Genomic DNA, 16,856 nt, shown 5'->3' on the forward strand with positions numbered 1-16,856 from the left:
ATTCGGATGCCCCGCCCTGTTCGGTCCGGATGTCAGGCTTGGACGCCCTCTTCATCGAACACGTCGAAGTCGAACTCGCCGTTACGTGCACCCTGGAGGAACGCACGCCACTCCCCACGGGTGTACACGTGGGCGGGACGCTCGGGGTGTTTGCTGTCCGTGACGTGAAACTCGTCGCCGACCTGCTCCACCTCCACGCATTCCCCCTTCTGCCCGCTGAAGCTCGATTTGATCCTCACGAGTACTCCTCGACGTACTTCTCCATCAGCTCACGGGATTCTTTCACACTCAACGCGAAGCCCAGCAGGCTCTCGAAAGCGCGTGCGGACGTGGTGACCTCGGTGGGTTTGTCCAAGAACAGCTCGCCCACGGTGGTCTCCACGTAGACCACTCGACGATCGTCACAGTCGAGCAGGGTCAGGCCCCCTACCGCGGCCGGGTGGGCGCCTGCGGAGAACGGCACGATCTGTACCGAGGTCTGTGCTTGGCCTGAGACGTTCAGAAGGTGCTGGACCTGATCTCGCATCATCTGTTCGTTCCCCACGATTCGGCGTAGCGCACCCTCGTCCATGAGAGCCAAGAGGCGAGGGCTTTCCTCACGGGAGAGGATCTGCCGCCGTGCCATGCGTAGCTCAAGGCGACGCTCGACCTCTTCGTCGTCGAGCTCCTGCGGGCCGTACAGCAGGATCTGACGCGTGTACTCGGGGGTTTGCAAGAGCCCCGGGACGATCACCTGATAGGTCCGGATCTCCGAGGCGTCCACTTCTAAGTCCAACAGGGCCGCGTATTCGGGCTGTAGGAGATCGCGGTAGGGATGCCACCAACTCGGCTGTTCCGCGAGACGGAAGAGTGACATGACCTCCTGCCGAACGTCATCTGAGGCCTCGTAGATCTTGAAGAGCTGGTGAAGCACCGCGCGCTTGGGGATGCGCTCGCCTCGTTCGTAGCGTGCGAAGGACCCTTGGAGGGTCTCCAGGTGGTCGGCCACCTGGGCCTGTGTGAATCCCGCCTGTTTGCGGATCTCAGCGAGCTTGCGGCCGAGCCGGTGCCGCCGGATGTTCACCTGAGCCATCGAACTCCCCGCGCATCGTGTGAGCCGGATTGAATCATATCTATCAGATATTCCAACTAGCTGGATTAATCCATGTTACCGTAAGCTCCTGGAGCTGCTAAGAGGAGTGACTTCGTGGATGCTTACCTGCTCTCTGCCGTCTGGGCCTCACCGAAACCTAAGGAAGCCCCTACCTTCCTCACCCTGGTGACCCATCACCTGAAAGGGGAGATCCCCTCTGGCGGTGGGCTTTACCGGTGGACGATCGCGGAACTGTCCAGGGGCTACGAACTGGGACTGTACAGCGCCGGTCACGTCGAGTTCGGTGAGGAGGGCGAGGAGCTCGTGTGTCATCGCGAGGAGCTGCTGTTGTGGGACGGCTCCAGTGTGAAGAACCGCGAAACCCGTATCTTTCGGGCGGAAACGCGCATCGAGGAGCCTTACGTGGTGGGATCCTCCACCTGATGGGCGGAAACCTCATGCTCCAACGCGCTGACGGTTACGCCTACACCGAGCGGGCTGAGGCCGGGGTGGACGTGGACCCGGAGGCGGAGAAGGCCGCCAAGGCCGAGTAGAACGGCCCGGTGCTCTTCACGGGGCGGTGTGCGGGGAATCGACCCCGGCGCACCGCCCCGTCCTCATGTGCGGGGACGGGGCGGGTGGGGCGAGGCGCGTCAGCGTTTGCCGGCGCCGCACTGCTGACAGCAGATGTCCTCGTCGTCGGGGTTGCTGTGGGTACAGAGGGGACAGGTCCAGTTCCGGATGAGGTGGGACGGGCGGGTTCTCGGAGCGGGTCGGCCGGTGACAGGGTCCATGAAGTGTGTCCTCGGGGGTGTTCGGCGAGTTCTCCGCTGGAGAATCGGTGCCCGGAAAGTCTCCTCTTTGAACTTTCTATATTCGGTCATATACCTGAAAATGGTGATTAAGTGACCAAAATGCACGTCCGGAATGGGGGTGTGGCCCGTACCTGGATGCGGTCGGGGCCGTCATCCCCTACCGTTGGGGGCGAATCACCCTCCCATACCGAGAACGGCACGCGTCCTGGAGTGAAGACGGTGCACCGGTGGGGCCGACCTCCTTTGGAGGCGCGGAGGGTGCGGAGTGCATTTGCGCGCCACACAGTCACGCGAGCGTAACGATTCACGCCTAGGTGTCGTCCGGGAGAGACGACCCCGGGTGGGGCCGACCGTGGATCATCCGTGTCGGCGGGGAGTGCGTCGGTACGTCGAGCGAGGTGACGCGCCCGAAAGCGAACGGGAGCCATCGTGCCCGTTCCGGTCCCTGCCCGGGCCGGGACCGCTTTCGGACACTACAATGAGCCGAATCGGAACGTTCCAGGGGTGACCGCGTCTGATCGCGGGTGTGGCGTCCGAGACGACATGAGGATGAGTCATACGTGAACGGAAAACGTGCTTCAGGCGATGGCTCCGAGGCAGCGCTCGCGGGAGCGTTCCGCCATGCGCCGGAGCCCATGGCCCTCACCGCGGCGGACGGTGCGATCCGGCACGCCAACCTCGCGTTCACCGAGCTGTTCGGCCGCACCGTCGCCGAACTCTCCGGTACGGCCTGGTTCGACCTCCTGGAGGGTGAGGAGAGCGAACGCGGCTCCGACCTGCAGCGCCGCGCGGTCGACGGCGACGTCCGCCGCATCCGCCTGCGCCTGGCCATCACGGAGAAGGTCTCCCGCCTGGCGGAGGTCGAGGTCCGCCCGGTCCGGCCCGAGGCCGACCACGACGCCACCGTGCTCCTGGTCCACACCCTCTCCACCGAGGAAACCGACCTGAGGGTCGTCGGGGACCTGCGCACCGACAACTCCGACTCGGTCCTGTGGAGCCTGGACCTGAGCAGCGGACGCATCCGCGAGCTCTTCGGTCCCACCCCTTTGGGAGCGCTCTTGGCCGGCAACGACTGCGAGCTGGAGAACATCCTGGAGCGCATCCACCCGGACGACACCGCCCGGGTCCGCGACGCCATCTCCGCGTCCTTCAACGGACGCGACTACGAGCAGCGCTTCCGGGTCTTCGACCGCCTCGGCGATGAGCGTTCGCTCCACGTGCGCGCCCGCTTCGTCCCCGGCGCCCCCGATCGCCTCGTCGGGATCGTCGACGACGTCACCGAGCACGTCCAGCTGGTCCGTCGACTGGCCGACCGCCGTCGCACCGAGGCCGAACACGGCCGCCTGGTCACGGAGCTCTCCTCCAAGTTGGTCTCGGCCACCACCGTGGACAAGGTCATGGACCTGCTCAGCGAGGAGTTCCTGCCGATCTTCGGCGGGTTCAACGCGGTGGCCTTCTACGTCGACGAAGGCCTGCTGCGCGCCTCGCCCAGCGTGCTGGAACGCGGCGGCGTCTCCCACATCGACGGGCGCCGCGCCGACGACACCGACTACCCGATGGGCGCGGTCATCCAGGACCGGCAACCCCGTTTCTTCGAGAGTCGCGCCGAGATCGTCAGCCGCTTCCCGTCCGCCGCCGAGATGATGCACAACGTCCGAGGCCAGGCCTGGGCCACCGTGCCGATCTTCGGCGACGGCAAGATCGCCCTGGGCGTGTGGCAGATGATCTGGGACCGTCCCCACCACGCCAGCCGCGACGAACGCGCGCTCATGCTCACCTTCGCCGGCCTCGCCGGGCAGGCACTGCAGCGGATAAAGGCCCAGCAGGCCGAACTGGAGTTGGCCGACGCCGTCCAGCGCCGCATGCTGCCCCGCCAGGTCGCCAGCTTCCCCGACATGGACATCGCCACCAAGTACCTGCCCTCGCGGGCCGAGTGGCGGATCTGCGGCGACTTCTACGACGTCATCGAACTGCCCGACAACAAGGTGGGGCTCCTGGTCGGCGACGTGCAGGGTCACGGTGTGGAGGCGGCCGCCGCCATGGGGCAAATCCGTGTGGCCTTCCGCGCCTACGCCACCAACCAGTCCGACCCCGGGGTCGTCCTGGGCGAGACCAACCGGCTGCTCACCGAGACCGGTGAGATCGTCTTCGCCACCTGTGGGTACCTGGTCGTGGACCGGGAGAGCGGGGTCATGCAGGCGGCCTGGGCCGGGCAGCCGCCCGCGGTGCTCGCCTCCAAGGGCGCCTACGAGCTGTGGTCGCCCGAGACCGGCCCGCCCATGGGTGTCATGCCCGACACCGAGTACACCGTCACCACCCGTGTGCTCGCGCCCGGCACCACCCTGCTGCTGTGTTCGGACGGGCTCATGGAGAGCTCGGAGATGCCGATGAGTGAGGGGTTGGCCCTGGTGGGGGAGGCCCTCGCCGAACACGAGGAGAGCCCCAAGACGGCCGCCCAGGTCCTGGCCGAGATGGCACCCGCCGGGCGCGGCGACGACATCGCCCTGCTCATCACCCGGATGCCCCCGCGCGCGGCGGCCCCTTCCGAGTAGGGGAGCGCCCGGACCGTCTCCGATCTGGCCTACTCTGAATCGATGTCCGAAACACTGTTCGACGCCGCCGGGGACGATGCGGCCAAGGGCCAGGAGCCGTTGGCCGTGCGCATGCGGCCGCGCACCCTCGACGAGGTCGTGGGCCAAGGCCACCTCTTGGGCGAGGGCAGTCCGCTGCGCCGCCTGGTCGAGGACGACGCTCCCATGTCCGTCTTCCTGTGGGGGCCACCCGGCACCGGAAAGACCACCCTGGCCACCGTGGTCAGCCGGGTCACCAAGCGTCGGTTCGTGGAGCTGTCCGCCGTCAACGCCGGGGTCAAGGACGTGCGCGCGGTCGTCGCCGAGGCCAAGCGCCGCATGGGGATGAACGGCACCCGCACCCTGCTGTTCGTGGACGAGGTCCACCGGTTCAACAAGACCCAGCAGGACGCGCTGCTGCCGGCGGTGGAGAACCGTTGGGTCAGTTTCATCGGCGCCACCACCGAGAACCCGTTCTTCTCCGTGGTCAGCCCCTTGTTGTCACGTTCCCTGCTGCTGTCCCTGGAGTCGCTCGACGACAGTGACGTCAGGAAGCTGGTGGACCGGGCCCTGACCGAGGAACGCGGGCTGGACGGGCGCTACACCCTCACCGAGGAGGGCGCCGACCACCTCATCCGCCTGGCGGGGGGAGACGGTAGGCGGTCCCTGACCTACCTGGAGGCGGCGGCCCTGGTCTCGGGCCCACCCGTCGCGCGCCACCAACCCTCGACGGACGCCTCCGGTGCGGTGGTCCCCTCCGCCAAGGATCGGGTGGAGATCACCGCCGACCACGTCGAACGCGCCGTCGACCGGCACGCGGTCCGCTACGACCGTTCCGGAGACCAGCACTACGACGTCATCAGCGCGTTCATCAAGAGCATGCGCGGATCCGACGCGGACGCCGCCCTGCACTACCTGGCCCGGATGGTCGAGGCGGGGGAGGACCCCCGCTTCATCGCGCGTCGGCTGATCGTGCACGCCAGCGAGGACGTCGGCATGGCCGACCCCAGCGCCCTGCAGACCGCCATCGCGGCGGCCCAGGCGGTCGAGCTCATCGGGATGCCCGAGGCCCGGATCAACCTGGCCCAGGCGGTCATCCACATCAGTCTGGCGCCCAAGTCCAACGCGGTCATCGCCGCCATCGACGAGGCGATGGCGGACGTTCGAGCCGGAAGGGCCGGGCCGGTCCCCGCCCACCTGCGCGACGCCCACTACAAGGGCGCCGCCGACCTGGGCCACGGCAAGGGGTACCGCTACGCGCACGACTACCCGGGCGGGGTGGCCCCGCAACAGCACGCTCCGGACGGGCTCACCGACCGCGAGTACTACCGGCCCACCCAGCACGGAACCGAACGTCGCCTGACCGAGGTCCTGAACAAGATCAAGGACGTCCTGCGGGGTGGCAGGACCTAGTCCGAGAACAGTTCGGTCACCTGTACGACCTCGCGAGGGCCGTCGCCCTCCTGTTCCTCGGCGAAGGTGATCTCCACGATCAGCGCCGGCCCCCAGGAAAGGTAGCCCTCGAAGTCGGCGCCGGTCAGCTCCCAGGTGCCGCGCCCCTCCTCATCGAGGAACACGTGCTCGGGCGCGGCACAGAACCTGGCACACAGGACCTCGGCGTCGGGGCTGATGATCGCCTCACCCGGCTCGCCGTCCTCGTCCCACTCCTCGGACCAGGCCTCGTGGCTGGGGATGCCCTGGTTGCGCGGGATCTCGCCCTCGCGCGTGACCGGTGTGTACACCCAGGAGCGCTCCTCCTCGCCGGGTTCAGGCTCCTCCTGCTCGGCGGGGTCGAAGCGCACCACCAGGGTCAGCGGGTCCTCTTCCTCCTCTGCCGCGCTCGCGTCCTCGGAGGGGTCCTCCTCCGCGTCGTCGGCCACCGGACCCGCCTCGGCGCTGTCACCGATCAGTCGGCCGATACCCCAGATCCCGCCACCGATCAGCGCCGCGGCCAGGACGGCGGAGCCGACCACGAACAGGGTGCGGGTCGGACGCTTGTTGGACATCCGGCCCTCCAACCGGATCACCTCGGGGACCCGGGGCGGTGGTTCCACCCCGTGCCACTCCCGTTCCAGGATCCGGTTGATCTCCTCGCGGTCACCCGGGGTCGGTGGCGCGTCCTCCGCGGTATCGGTCTGCCACACCGCGATGACCGCGCCGATCACCTCGCGCAGGCTGGGGCGGCGGTCCGGGTTCGGGTCCAGGGAACGACCCACGACGGGCACCAGCCCCTTGTACAGGCCGTTCAGGTCGAAGGAGCCCGAGGCCACCCGCTGGGCGATCTCCTCCGGTTCACCGGTGCCGAAGGGCAGCCGCCCGGTCCCGGCGAAGGCCACCACCGCACCCCAGGCGAACACGTCCGCGGCGGGGGTCGGGGGACCGCCCCGGTAGCGTTCGGGGCCGAGCCAGGTGGCCCCCGAACCGAGCAGCCGCTCGGAGTCGGCGGCGATGGCGCACTCCATGATGTGCGGACCGTGCGACTCCAGGAGGATCTCCCTGGGCCTGAGCGAACCGTGGGACACCCCACGGGCGTGCAGGGACGTCAGCCCCTCGGCCAGCCCGGTGGCCAACGCGATGAGCTTGCCGAAACCCAGGCCGCCCCGCTTGGTCACGAAGTGCGAGAGCCGTTCCCCCGCCAGATAGGGCATGGCCACCCACGGCGGGTTGGCGTCGGCGTCGAAGGCCAACGGCACCACGACCCGCTCGGGATCGGCCGCCGACAGATTCCGCAATCGTCGGGCCAACTCCGTATAGGCGTCGGGGGTGTCGAGTTCGGGGGCCTTGAGCAACTTCACCGCGACCAGGGGGTCGTCCGCGCTGGAGGAGGTGTCCACCGCGGCGTAGACGGTGCCGGTGGCCCCCTGCCCCAACCGGCCCAGGACGAGGTAGGGGCCGATCCGCGACGGGTCGTCCGGATACAGGGGTGCGAGGTCCGGTGGTACCAGTACGGAGATCTCTCGGGGAGAACGAGGGCTCATCAGTGTCCTGTCGGTGCTTCCGTTGGCAGGCGGGCTGCGTGGTGTCCGGACATCGTAGTGAAGATCCCGCTCTGGAGTGATTCTCGCGGAAGACCGTGACCCCGTCGATCCCCGCGGCCTCCAACGGCCGGGAGGGAAGACGGGGTCGAGGGCTCTCTCGTCCCCACGGGTTCCCGGCACACCGTGGCGAGCCCGAGCGGACGTCGGGTGGACACGATAGGGTCGGCCGAAACCGGCTCGTCCCCGGCCCCTACCGGGCCCCGCGACGTTTCCGGACCGGGAGATCCGACCCGGCGCGATCGTCGGCTCCCCCTCACCCCCGTGTGCCCCGTACTCGCCCCCAAGGCGCGTTCGCACACCCTCGAAGCAACCCTGCTATCTGCCTACGGAGCCTCAATGCTGACCGGAGGAGAGGTCGCCGCACTCGTCGCCGCGGTGGTCTGGGCGGTGCTGGCCACGTTCATGTGCGTGGCGCTCGTCAAACTGATCAAGCTCATCAACGAGACCACCAAGGTCGTCTCCGAGCTGGGCGAACGTACCCCGCCGCTACTGGACGACGTGGCCTCCACCATGGAGCGCACCCACACCTCGCTGGAGCGTGTGGAGGAGATCACCGCCAACGTGCAGGCCTCCTCGGAGGACGTCTCCACGATGACCGCGCTGACCCGTTCGGTGTTCACCGGGCCGTTGGTGAAGGTCGCGTCGTTCTCCTACGCCATCCGCCAGGTCCTGGGGCGCCGCAAGGCCCTGGCCGTGATGCGGGGACGCCGCCGGAAGGAGAGCCGGTGATCGGCCGACTGTTCTACGTCGCCGCGGGGGCGGTGGTGGGCGGCTACGTGGTCCACCGCGTCAACCGGGCTCGCAACGCACTGACCCCAGGCGGCATCGCCGATCGGGTGGAGAACCGTGTCGGCGAGTACAAGGGCGCCCTGCGCGAACTCAACGCCGACCTTGCCGAGGCCGTCCGGGAGGAGGAGGCCGAACTGTTGCGGCACTACTCCCCGAAGGCGGGCCGGCGTTCGGTGCGCGGGAACGAGGAGACCGACTCCGTCGAACGGTGACTGTTGGTCACCGGAATCTGCGGAAATTATTGCAAGATGCCCGGAATTGTCATCTGGTCGGTCTCACACTGGGTAAGTGTGCCTCTATAGGGTTCTGGGAGTAGTCGCAGAGCAGACGGAGGCCCACATGTATCCGCCGCAACAACCCGACGACCCCTACGCCGCCGGAGCGTACGCCTACCAGCCCGGCCCGCCGGCCCCCACGGGGATGCCCGGGACCGCCATCACCGTGCGGGTCCTGATGTTCATCGGTGGTGTGTGCGGGCTGCTCTTCGGCGCGCTCTTCTGGCTCGCCGCGGCGATGGCCTCCGGCGAGGGACAGTTCAGCCGGGACTTCCTCGACGGGATGCGCGACGCCGGGTTGCCGCTCTCCGGCGGTGAGGCGGGGGTGTTCTTCGGTGTCATGGGCGCGATCCCGTTCCTCTACGGGGTGGTGTCCATCGTCCTGGCCTCCATCATGGGCCGCCGCAGCGCCGGCGTGATGTGGTCGATCGTGGTCTTCCAGGGCCTGTCCGCGCTGCTTCTGGTCCTGGCCGTGATCACCGGCGGCTTCGCCTCGATCATCCCGCTGTTCTTCACCATCGGCATGATCGTTCTGATGGTCGTGCCCAACACGCGCGCCTTCTACGAGAGCAAGCCGGCCGCCCCCGGCCACCCGGGCCACCCGGGCGCCTACTGAGCCGAGGGGAGTTCGTGCGGGGTCGACCCACGGGTCGACCCCGCACCCTCCTGTACAAAGGAGAACGGTGAATCCCCCACCCCCCGAGATGCCGGACAGCGCGAACACCGTGCGGGCGCTGATGTTCGTCGGAGGCACGGTCGGCCTGCTCCTCGGCCTGCTCTTGTGGTGCTTCGCGCTGATGCCACTCCTCAGTGAAGAGCTCGCCCGGTCCATTTTGGAGGGGGAGGACAAGACCCTCATGAGCACCTCCGATGCGGTGGCGCGGTTCGGGCTCTTCGGCGCGATCCCCTTCGCCTACGGGGTCCTCTCCCTCCTGTTCGCCTCCCGCATGCGAGATCGTGACACCGCCACCCTGTGGACGGTCGTGGGATTCCAGGCGACGGCCGCACTCGTCCTGATCGTGTCCATCGGCACCGGTGAGGTTCTCCCGGTCGTTCCGCTGCTCTTCACGATCGGCATGATCGGCCTGATGTTCACGTCGCGGTCTCGCGCCTACTACGGCCTTTGATCGGCACCGATGACCATCCCTTGGGGCCCGCTTCGGCGGGCCCCAAGGGCGTTCCACGGTCCGGCGGCGGTGTTCGACGGCGATAGCCTGGTGGAACGACCGGACCGTCGATGTCGTCCCGGACGACGGGACCTTCGACGGCGGTGACAAACCATGCGCGCCGGCGCGGGGTTCCCCTCTACGATGGGCCCCTATCGACCATGCGTGACCACGGTCCCACCCAGGGACAACCCCGCCGCCGTCCGCAGCGGCGGAGCCGAAAACAGGAGGGCATCACAATGGAGACGGCAGAGATCGCGCGCCGCTTCCTCGGTTTCTTCGAGAAGAACGGACACACCGTGGTGCCCTCGGCAAGCCTGATCGCCGAGGACCCCACTCTGCTGCTGGTGCCCGCAGGCATGGTCCCCTTCAAGCCCTACTTCCTGGGTCAACGCACGGCCCCGTGGGACACCGCGACCAGCGTCCAAAAGTGCATCCGCACCATCGACATCGAAGAGGTCGGCAAGACCTCCCGGCACGCCACCTTCTTCCAGATGCTGGGCAACTTCTCCTTCGGTGACTACTTCAAGGAGAAGGCGATCCCGCTGGCGTGGGAGCTCCTCACCACCCCCGTCGACCGGGGCGGTTTCGGCATCGACCCGGAGAAGCTGTGGGTCACCGTCTACCTCGACGACGACGAGGCCGCGGAGATCTGGCGGGACAAGGTGGGGGTGCGCCCCGAGCGCATCCAGCGCCTGGGCATGGACGAGAACTACTGGGACATGGGCGTGCCCGGTCCCTGTGGCCCCTGCTCCGAGATCTTCTACGACCGCGGCCCCGAGTACGGCGTCGAGGGCGGTCCGGCGGTGGACGACAACCGCTACATCGAGATCTGGAACCTCGTCTTCATGCAGTACGAGCGAGGTGAGGGCAGCGGCAAGGACTACCCGATCCTCGGCGATCTGCCCAAGAAGAACATCGACACCGGCATGGGCCTGGAGCGTCTGGCGGCGGTCCTGCAGGGCGTCGACAACATCTACGAGACCGACATCATGGGTCGGGTGTTGAACCGCGCCGCGGAGCTCACCGGAACCACCTACGGCGCCGACGGTGACACCGACGTGATGCTGCGTGTGGTCGCCGACCACGTGCGCAGCGCCGTCATGCTCGTGAGCGATGGCGTAAAGCCCGGCAACGAGAAGGCCGGCTACGTGCTGCGCCGTATCCTGCGCCGCTCGATCCGCAACCTGCGTCTGCTCTCGGGCACCGATTCCTTCTTCCTGCACGAGCTGACCGCGGTCGGCATCGACGCGATGAAGGACATCTACCCGGACCTGCTCGACAAGGCCGACGTGGTCCACAGCGTGATCGACAACGAGGAGAAGAACTTCGCGGAAACCCTGCGCGCGGGCACCACGCTGTTCGGCCGGGCCGCCGAGCGCACCCGCACCGCCGGCGGAACCGTCCTCTCCGGCTCCGACGCGTTCCAGCTCCACGACACCTACGGCTTCCCCATCGACCTCACCCTGGAGATGGCCTCCGAGCAGGGTCTGAGCGTGGACGAGGGCGCCTTCCGCGAGCTCATGCAGCGCCAGAAGGACACCGCCAAGGCCGACGCCAAGTCCAAGAAGCTCGGCAACGCCGACATCTCCCTCTACGGGCGGATCCACGAGGAGGCGGGTGACACCGACTTCCTGGGCTACGGAGACTCCGACAGCGAGTCCCACGTCAAGGGCATCGTCGTGGACGGTGAGGGCGCGCCGGCCGCGAAGGCGGGCGACCAGGTCGAGATCGTCCTGGACCGCACCCCGTTCTACGCCGAGAGCGGTGGTCAGCTCGCCGACAAGGGCACCCTGACCGTGGACGGACGCGGCGTCGTCGACATCGAGGACGTGCAAAAGCCCCTGCCCGGCCTGTTCGTGCACCGCGGCACCGTGCGCTCGGGCGAGGTCGTCCTGGACGACACCGTGCACGCGTCCATCGACACCGGCCGCAGGCACGCCATCGAGCGCTCCCACTCGGCCACCCACCTCATCCACTCGGCGCTGCGCAACGCGCTCGGTCCCACCGCGGGCCAGGCGGGTTCGGAGAACAGCCCGGGTCGGCTGCGCTTCGACTTCACCGCGGACAGCGCGCTGGGCGGCGGCCGTCTGGCCGAGGTCGAGGAGGAGGTCAACACCGTTCTGGCCGGGGACATCTCGATCCAGACCGAGGAGAAGAGCCTGGACGAGGCGCTGAAGATGGGCGCCCTGGCCATGTTCGGCGAGAAGTACGGCGACCGGGTCCGCGTCGTGGAGATGAGCGACTACTCCGTCGAGCTGTGCGGTGGCACCCACGTGGGCTCCACCGCCAAGCTCGGCATCGTCAAGCTGTTGGGGGAGTCCTCCATCGGTTCGGGCGTGCGACGTGTCGAGGCGGCCGTGGGTGTGGACGCCTTCAAGCGCCTGTCCAAGGAGTCGGCACTGGTCGGTCGGCTCTCCGAACAGCTCAAGGCCCCGCGGGAGGAGCTGCCCGAGCGGATCGACTCCATGGTCTCCCGGCTGCGCGTCGCGGAGAAGGAGATCGAGAAGCTGCGCGCGGCCCAGGTACTGCAGGCCGCCGGCGAGATCGCCAAGGGCGCGCGCCGGCACGGTTCGGCGCTGGTCGTGGCCACCGAGGCGCCCGAGGGCGCGAGCGGCGATGACCTGCGCAAGCTGGTGTTGGACGTGCGTGGCCGCCTTGGTGAGGACGAGCCCGTCGTCGTCGCGATGACCGCGGTGCCCAAGGACCGCCCGGTCGTGGTGATCGCCACGAACAAGGCCGCCCAGAAGGCCGGGATCAAGGCCGGTGACCTGGTGGGCGTCGCGGCCCGCGCCCTCGGCGGCGGTGGCGGTGGCAAGCCCGACATCGCCCAGGGGGGTGGCAGCGACGCGGGCAAGGTGGATGAGGCCCTGCGCGCCGTCGAGGCGCGCGTGGCCGGCGCCTGAGACATCGGAGACGCCCCGCGTGGATCCGGGAGGAGACCGCGCGGGGCGTTCGCCACTCCGAACGCGCACGCTCCGTGGAGGACACCCGAACCACCCGTAGTGTGACTCTCCGTGATCATGTGGTTGTTCTCATGTGCCGAATCCGTGACCGTACCGAACCCGACCGGACCTGCCGGTCCGACTCGATGTGGAGTCCGGGTGATCTACACTCGGACGGTACGTGTTCGCCCTGGACACCCGCCGCAGCCCGACACGAGGCCCTCCACCCGGTCGGAGAACCCCGAGCCGACGGTTGCCGAGGCCGAGGCTGCGCACCGTCATCGAATCGGGCATACTGTGGCGCGCCACAGCCGAACCCCATGGCTGTTTGCGCGGCCTTCCCGCGATCCCGCTGATGAACAGGACCACCGTGTTGAGGATCTCCCAACAGCGGTGCTGTGCCGTCGACCGCACAGCCCCTCCGCACAACGCCCCCGTACCGGAAGAGGCGTCCTCGTGAGGAATGGAGTTCGACTGGCGGTCGATCCCGGTGACGCCCGTATCGGCGTCGCGGCCAGCGACCCGAGCGGAATGCTCGCCAGCCCCGTCGAAACGATCCCCCGCGGAAAGGGGGACACCCAGCGCATCGCCCTTCTCGTGCTGGAGAAGGAGGCCCGCGAGGTCATCGTGGGTTACCCTGCATCACTATCCGGCAAGGAGGGACCGGCGGCCCGGTCCGCTCGCGAGTTCGCGAACTCCTTGGTCCGGCTCCTCGACCCCGTCCCCGTCAGGCTCGTGGACGAACGACTCACCACGGTGACCGCCCAGGGCCAACTGCTCGCCGGTGCCTCCTTCGGCAAGAAGGGCGCCAAGGGCGGCCGTGCCCGCCGTTCCGTGATCGACCAGGCGGCGGCCACGGTCCTCTTGCAGAGCGCTTTGGACCAGGAACGGTCGACAGGCCATCCCCCGGGCGAGATCGTCCGTGCCAGCCAGGGAGATTCATGACCGACAGGGATGACTACCCCGATAGTCCCTACCGTGGCCGTGCCGACCGTCAAGGCGGCTACGACTACGACCCGCTGAGCGACCCCCTGCCCGCGCAACCTCCGTCGCGCGGGCGCCGGGCACGCCCCGAACCCGAACAGAACGCCTGGAACGAGGCGCCGCACACCGGTGAGTTCCGGCACACCGGGCCCCCGGCCCCCGGTGAACGACCCCCGCGCCGTTTCGGCGCCGCCGACGCACTGCGCGGCGGCCGAGCGGCCCGCGGCGGACAACGGTCCCAACCCGGGAGCGCCGGCACGGGAAGCCACCAAAGGCCCGGAGCCGACCCCACCCAGGAGGCACTCGCCGCCCTGGCCGGGCTGGGCGGAACCCCCGAGACGCCCGGACGCCCCCGCCCCGAGGAACCCCCGGCGGAGCAGCCGCCCCGAAGGGCCCGTCGCGCGCGCCAGGAGGAGACCCCCGAGGCCCGCTCGCCCCTGTGGGGCGACGACGAGGACGAACCCACCCCCGCCTTCTTCGCCGACGAACCCGATGAGCAGCCCAAGGGCCGTCGCGCGCGCCGTCGTCGGGCCAAGGACGACGAGGGCCCCCGCGAGACCGGCGCGTTCGAGGCCGTTCCCGAGGAGCCGACCGGACGTCGTGGTCGGCGCCGCGCCCGTCGCGCCGCCGAGGAGGAACCCACCGACACCGGGTCCCTCGCGGCCCCCGGCGGAGCCCGCGACGACACCGGTCCCTTCGAGAGCGGACCGGACAGCGGCGCCTTCGTCGAACCGGGCCCCCGCCGCGGTCGCCGTAGGCGCGCGGCGGAACCGGGTAGCGGCGCCTTCCCCCTCCCCGACCTTCCCGAAGATCCCCGCGACCAGGAGGAGCCCCGCACCCCCACCGGTGCCCTCCCCCTGCCCGACGAGGAGGAGGAACCCCGGCCCCGTCGTGGCCGACGCCGAGGTCGCCGAAACGAACCCGAGCCCGAACCGGAGCCGATCGAGCCGGAGCCCGAGGCGGAATCGGAGGAGGACGACTACGAGGAGGACAGCCTTGAGGACATCGCCGCCTCCTACGGCAACAGTCGGGCCAACCGCAAGCGCCTCAAGGCCGCGAAGAAGGCCCAGGCCAAGCGGCACGGATCGGGCAAGGGCGGTGGCCGCGCGTCGCGCCGCAGGCGCAAGGGCCCCACGATCCTGCTCGCCCTCGTCCTGATGCTGGTCATCGCCGGTGGCGGTTTCGTGGTCATGCGGACCTACGTGTTCCCGGATGACTTCGATGGGACCGGTTCCGGCGAGGTCGTCATCACCGTCGAGAACGGTCAGAGCGGCGGATCCGTCGCCGACGCCCTGGTCGACCAGGGCGTCGTGGCCAGTAGCCGAGCCTTCACCAACGCGCTCGGCGAGTCCGGTGGGGAGCTCACCCCCGGCACCTACTCCCTGGCCGAGGGCATGAGCGGGGAGGCCGCCGTGGCCGCCCTGTTCGACCCCGACAACCGCGTCGGCGGTCGGGTCACCATCCGTGAGGGGCTGCGCGCCGACCAGATACTGGACGAGCTGGCCGAGAGCACGGGTGTGAGCCGGGAGGAGCTGGAGGAGGCCTACACCCAGACCGATGACCTCGGTCTGCCGGACTACGCCGTCGAGGGGCCCGAGGGTTACCTGTTCCCGTCCACCTACCGGTTCGAGCCCGAGACCGACGCCGCGTCCATGCTGCGCACCATGGTCACCCAGCACCGCCAGGTGGCCGAGGAGATCGACCTGGAGGGAGAGGCCGAGGCGATCGACTACGACGCCAACGAGGTGATGGCGATCGCCTCCATCGTCCAGGCGGAGAGCGGTAGCGCCGAGGACATGCCCAAGATCTCCCGAGTGGTCCACAACCGCCTCGACATCGACATGCCGTTGCAAATGGACAGCACCTGCTTCTACGCGATCGGCGAGTACGGCATCGCGCTGAACAACGAACAGCTGGCCGCCTGTGAGGCCGACGACAGCGGATTCGACACCTACCACAAGACCGGGCTGGTCCCGGGCCCGTTCGTGGCCCCGGGTGAGGACGCCCTCAGGGCGGCCCTGGAACCGGAGGAGGGGGAGTGGCTGTACTTCGTGGCCACCGACCCCGAGAACGGTGTCACCGAGTTCGCCGAGACCCACGAGGAGTTCCAGGTCCTCAAGGAACGCTTCGAGGAGACCTGGGGCGGTGGCGGGAGCTGATGCGCGCTGCGGTCCTGGGGTCGCCGGTCGCACATTCCCTGTCCCCGATCCTGCACACCGCCGCCTACGCGGAGATGGGCCTGGTCGAGTGGTCCTACGGTCGGTTCGAGTGCGACGAGAAGGGGCTCGCCCCCTTCCTCTCCGGGCTGGACGACGACTGGGCCGGTCTGTCCCTGACCATGCCGCTCAAGCGTCGGGCCATGGAACTGGCCGCACGGGTCAGTGACCTGTCCATCCAGGTGGGCGGGGCCAACACGATGCTTCGGGACGGCAACGGGTGGTCGGCGCACAACACCGACGTCGAGGGCATCGCGGTCGCGCTGGGCGAGGCGGGCGTCATCGCCCCGCGCGACACGGTCGTCCTGGGGGCGGGGGCCACCGCGGCCTCCGCCCTGGCGGCCCTGCGTGAGCTGGGGGAGATCGGCGCCGTCACGGTGCTGGCCCGCAGCACCGCCCGTACCGGAGAGGTGGTGGCGGCGGCCGAACGACTCGGTGTTCCGATCGAGGTGGCCCCGCTGGCCGAGGTGGAACGTCACCTGGACGCCGACCTGGTGATGTCCACCCTGCCCTCCGGTGCGACCGACGCCCACGCCGGGGCCTTGTCCGAGAGCCGTGCCGACCTGTTCGACGTCGTCTACGCGCCCTGGCCCACCAAGGCGGCCGAGGCCGTGGCCGGTCGGGGCGGACGTGTGGTCGGCGGGTTCCCGATGCTGCTGCATCAGGCCGTGGCCCAGGTCCGCCTGATGACGGGGGCCACGGACGTTCCGGTCGCCGCCATGCGTGCCGCCGGCGAGACCGAACTGAAGCGTCGGGCCGTGCTTCCCTAGGCGGTCCGAGCGTCTCGGAGTGCTGATACAATCGAGTTAAATCGACTTCGTTCCATCGTGCTCAGGCACGATGGAACCGCAAGCGGAGATGATCCTCCCACCTGCCGAGCCTCGCTCGTGTGGGTCTTCGGTCGGATGGCGAGTGCTCGACTCCCACCCCTGGGCTGTCGTTTCGGCCTCGGTGCGTCGCGCCTTCGTCTTCTTCGTCCGATCGGA

14 protein-coding genes are annotated in these 16,856 nt (G+C 68.9%); 11 read left to right on the forward strand and 3 right to left on the reverse strand.

Annotated features, from left to right (window positions below; translation table 11 throughout):
- Positions 1-32: 32 nt before the first annotated feature.
- A complete protein-coding gene (locus ACWGSK_RS10230; protein WP_452455677.1) occupies positions 33-239 on the reverse strand; it encodes a DUF397 domain-containing protein in 207 nt (68 codons plus the stop codon).
- The gene (locus tag ACWGSK_RS10235; protein ID WP_452455678.1) at positions 236-1,072 is read right to left on the reverse strand and encodes a helix-turn-helix domain-containing protein; all 837 of its coding nucleotides are present in this window, start codon (positions 1,070-1,072) and stop codon (positions 236-238) included. Before ACWGSK_RS10235 ends, ACWGSK_RS10230 begins: the two co-directional genes overlap by 4 nt.
- A 114-nt stretch (positions 1,073-1,186) precedes the next feature.
- On the opposite strand from ACWGSK_RS10235, the gene ACWGSK_RS10240 reads away from it, so the two are divergent.
- The 3 genes from ACWGSK_RS10240 (at position 1,187) to ACWGSK_RS10250 (ending at position 5,870) form a co-directional block, all read left to right on the forward strand.
- Positions 1,187-1,516 (forward strand): hypothetical protein, encoded by a 330-nt coding sequence (locus ACWGSK_RS10240; protein ID WP_452455679.1) that lies wholly within the window; start codon positions 1,187-1,189, stop codon positions 1,514-1,516.
- 931 nt (positions 1,517-2,447) lie between these two features.
- Positions 2,448-4,439, forward strand: coding sequence for a SpoIIE family protein phosphatase (locus ACWGSK_RS10245; protein WP_452455680.1), 1,992 nt, complete (start codon positions 2,448-2,450; stop codon positions 4,437-4,439).
- A 42-nt stretch (positions 4,440-4,481) separates the two neighbouring features.
- Positions 4,482-5,870: a replication-associated recombination protein A gene (locus ACWGSK_RS10250; protein WP_452455681.1), complete on the forward strand. Its 1,389-nt coding sequence runs from the start codon at positions 4,482-4,484 to the stop codon at positions 5,868-5,870.
- On the opposite strand, the gene ACWGSK_RS10255 is transcribed toward ACWGSK_RS10250, so the two are convergent.
- Positions 5,867-7,435 carry a serine/threonine-protein kinase gene (locus ACWGSK_RS10255; protein WP_358508173.1) on the reverse strand — a complete coding sequence of 523 codons (1,569 nt, stop codon included), beginning with the start codon at positions 7,433-7,435 and terminating at the stop codon, positions 5,867-5,869. The two genes, ACWGSK_RS10250 and ACWGSK_RS10255, sit on opposite strands and share 4 nt — an antisense overlap.
- 396 nt (positions 7,436-7,831) lie before the next feature.
- Here ACWGSK_RS10255 and ACWGSK_RS10260 point away from each other — a divergent pair, with 396 nt between their 5' ends.
- The 8 genes from ACWGSK_RS10260 to ACWGSK_RS10295 all read left to right on the forward strand — a co-directional run bounded on the left by ACWGSK_RS10260 (position 7,832) and on the right by ACWGSK_RS10295 (position 16,640).
- A complete protein-coding gene (locus ACWGSK_RS10260; protein ID WP_304072502.1) occupies positions 7,832-8,224 on the forward strand; it encodes a DUF948 domain-containing protein in 393 nt (130 codons plus the stop codon).
- Entirely contained in the window at positions 8,221-8,496 is a 276-nt protein-coding gene (locus tag ACWGSK_RS10265) for a hypothetical protein (RefSeq protein ID WP_452455682.1), read from the forward strand. Before ACWGSK_RS10260 ends, ACWGSK_RS10265 begins: the two co-directional genes overlap by 4 nt.
- A gap of 127 nt (positions 8,497-8,623) precedes the next feature.
- Complete coding sequence (locus ACWGSK_RS10270) at positions 8,624-9,175, forward strand: hypothetical protein (RefSeq protein ID WP_452455683.1); 552 nt, start codon at positions 8,624-8,626, stop codon at positions 9,173-9,175.
- A gap of 67 nt (positions 9,176-9,242) precedes the next feature.
- On the forward strand, positions 9,243-9,686 hold the full coding sequence (locus ACWGSK_RS10275) for a hypothetical protein (RefSeq protein WP_452455684.1): 444 nt from the start codon (positions 9,243-9,245) through the stop codon (positions 9,684-9,686).
- Between the two features lie 278 nt (positions 9,687-9,964).
- On the forward strand, positions 9,965-12,631 hold the full coding sequence (gene alaS / locus ACWGSK_RS10280; RefSeq protein ID WP_452455685.1) for an alanine--tRNA ligase: 2,667 nt from the start codon (positions 9,965-9,967) through the stop codon (positions 12,629-12,631).
- A gap of 495 nt (positions 12,632-13,126) precedes the next feature.
- Positions 13,127-13,615: a Holliday junction resolvase RuvX gene (gene ruvX / locus ACWGSK_RS10285; protein WP_452455686.1), complete on the forward strand. Its 489-nt coding sequence runs from the start codon at positions 13,127-13,129 to the stop codon at positions 13,613-13,615.
- Positions 13,612-15,813 carry an endolytic transglycosylase MltG gene (gene mltG, locus ACWGSK_RS10290; RefSeq protein WP_452455687.1) on the forward strand — a complete coding sequence of 734 codons (2,202 nt, stop codon included), beginning with the start codon at positions 13,612-13,614 and terminating at the stop codon, positions 15,811-15,813. Before ruvX ends, mltG begins: the two co-directional genes overlap by 4 nt.
- Positions 15,813-16,640, forward strand: coding sequence for a shikimate dehydrogenase (locus tag ACWGSK_RS10295; RefSeq protein WP_358508161.1), 828 nt, complete (start codon positions 15,813-15,815; stop codon positions 16,638-16,640). Before mltG ends, ACWGSK_RS10295 begins: the two co-directional genes overlap by 1 nt.
- The last annotated feature ends 216 nt before the right edge of the window (positions 16,641-16,856 follow it).

This window comes from Nocardiopsis sp. NPDC055551, assembly GCF_053619415.1.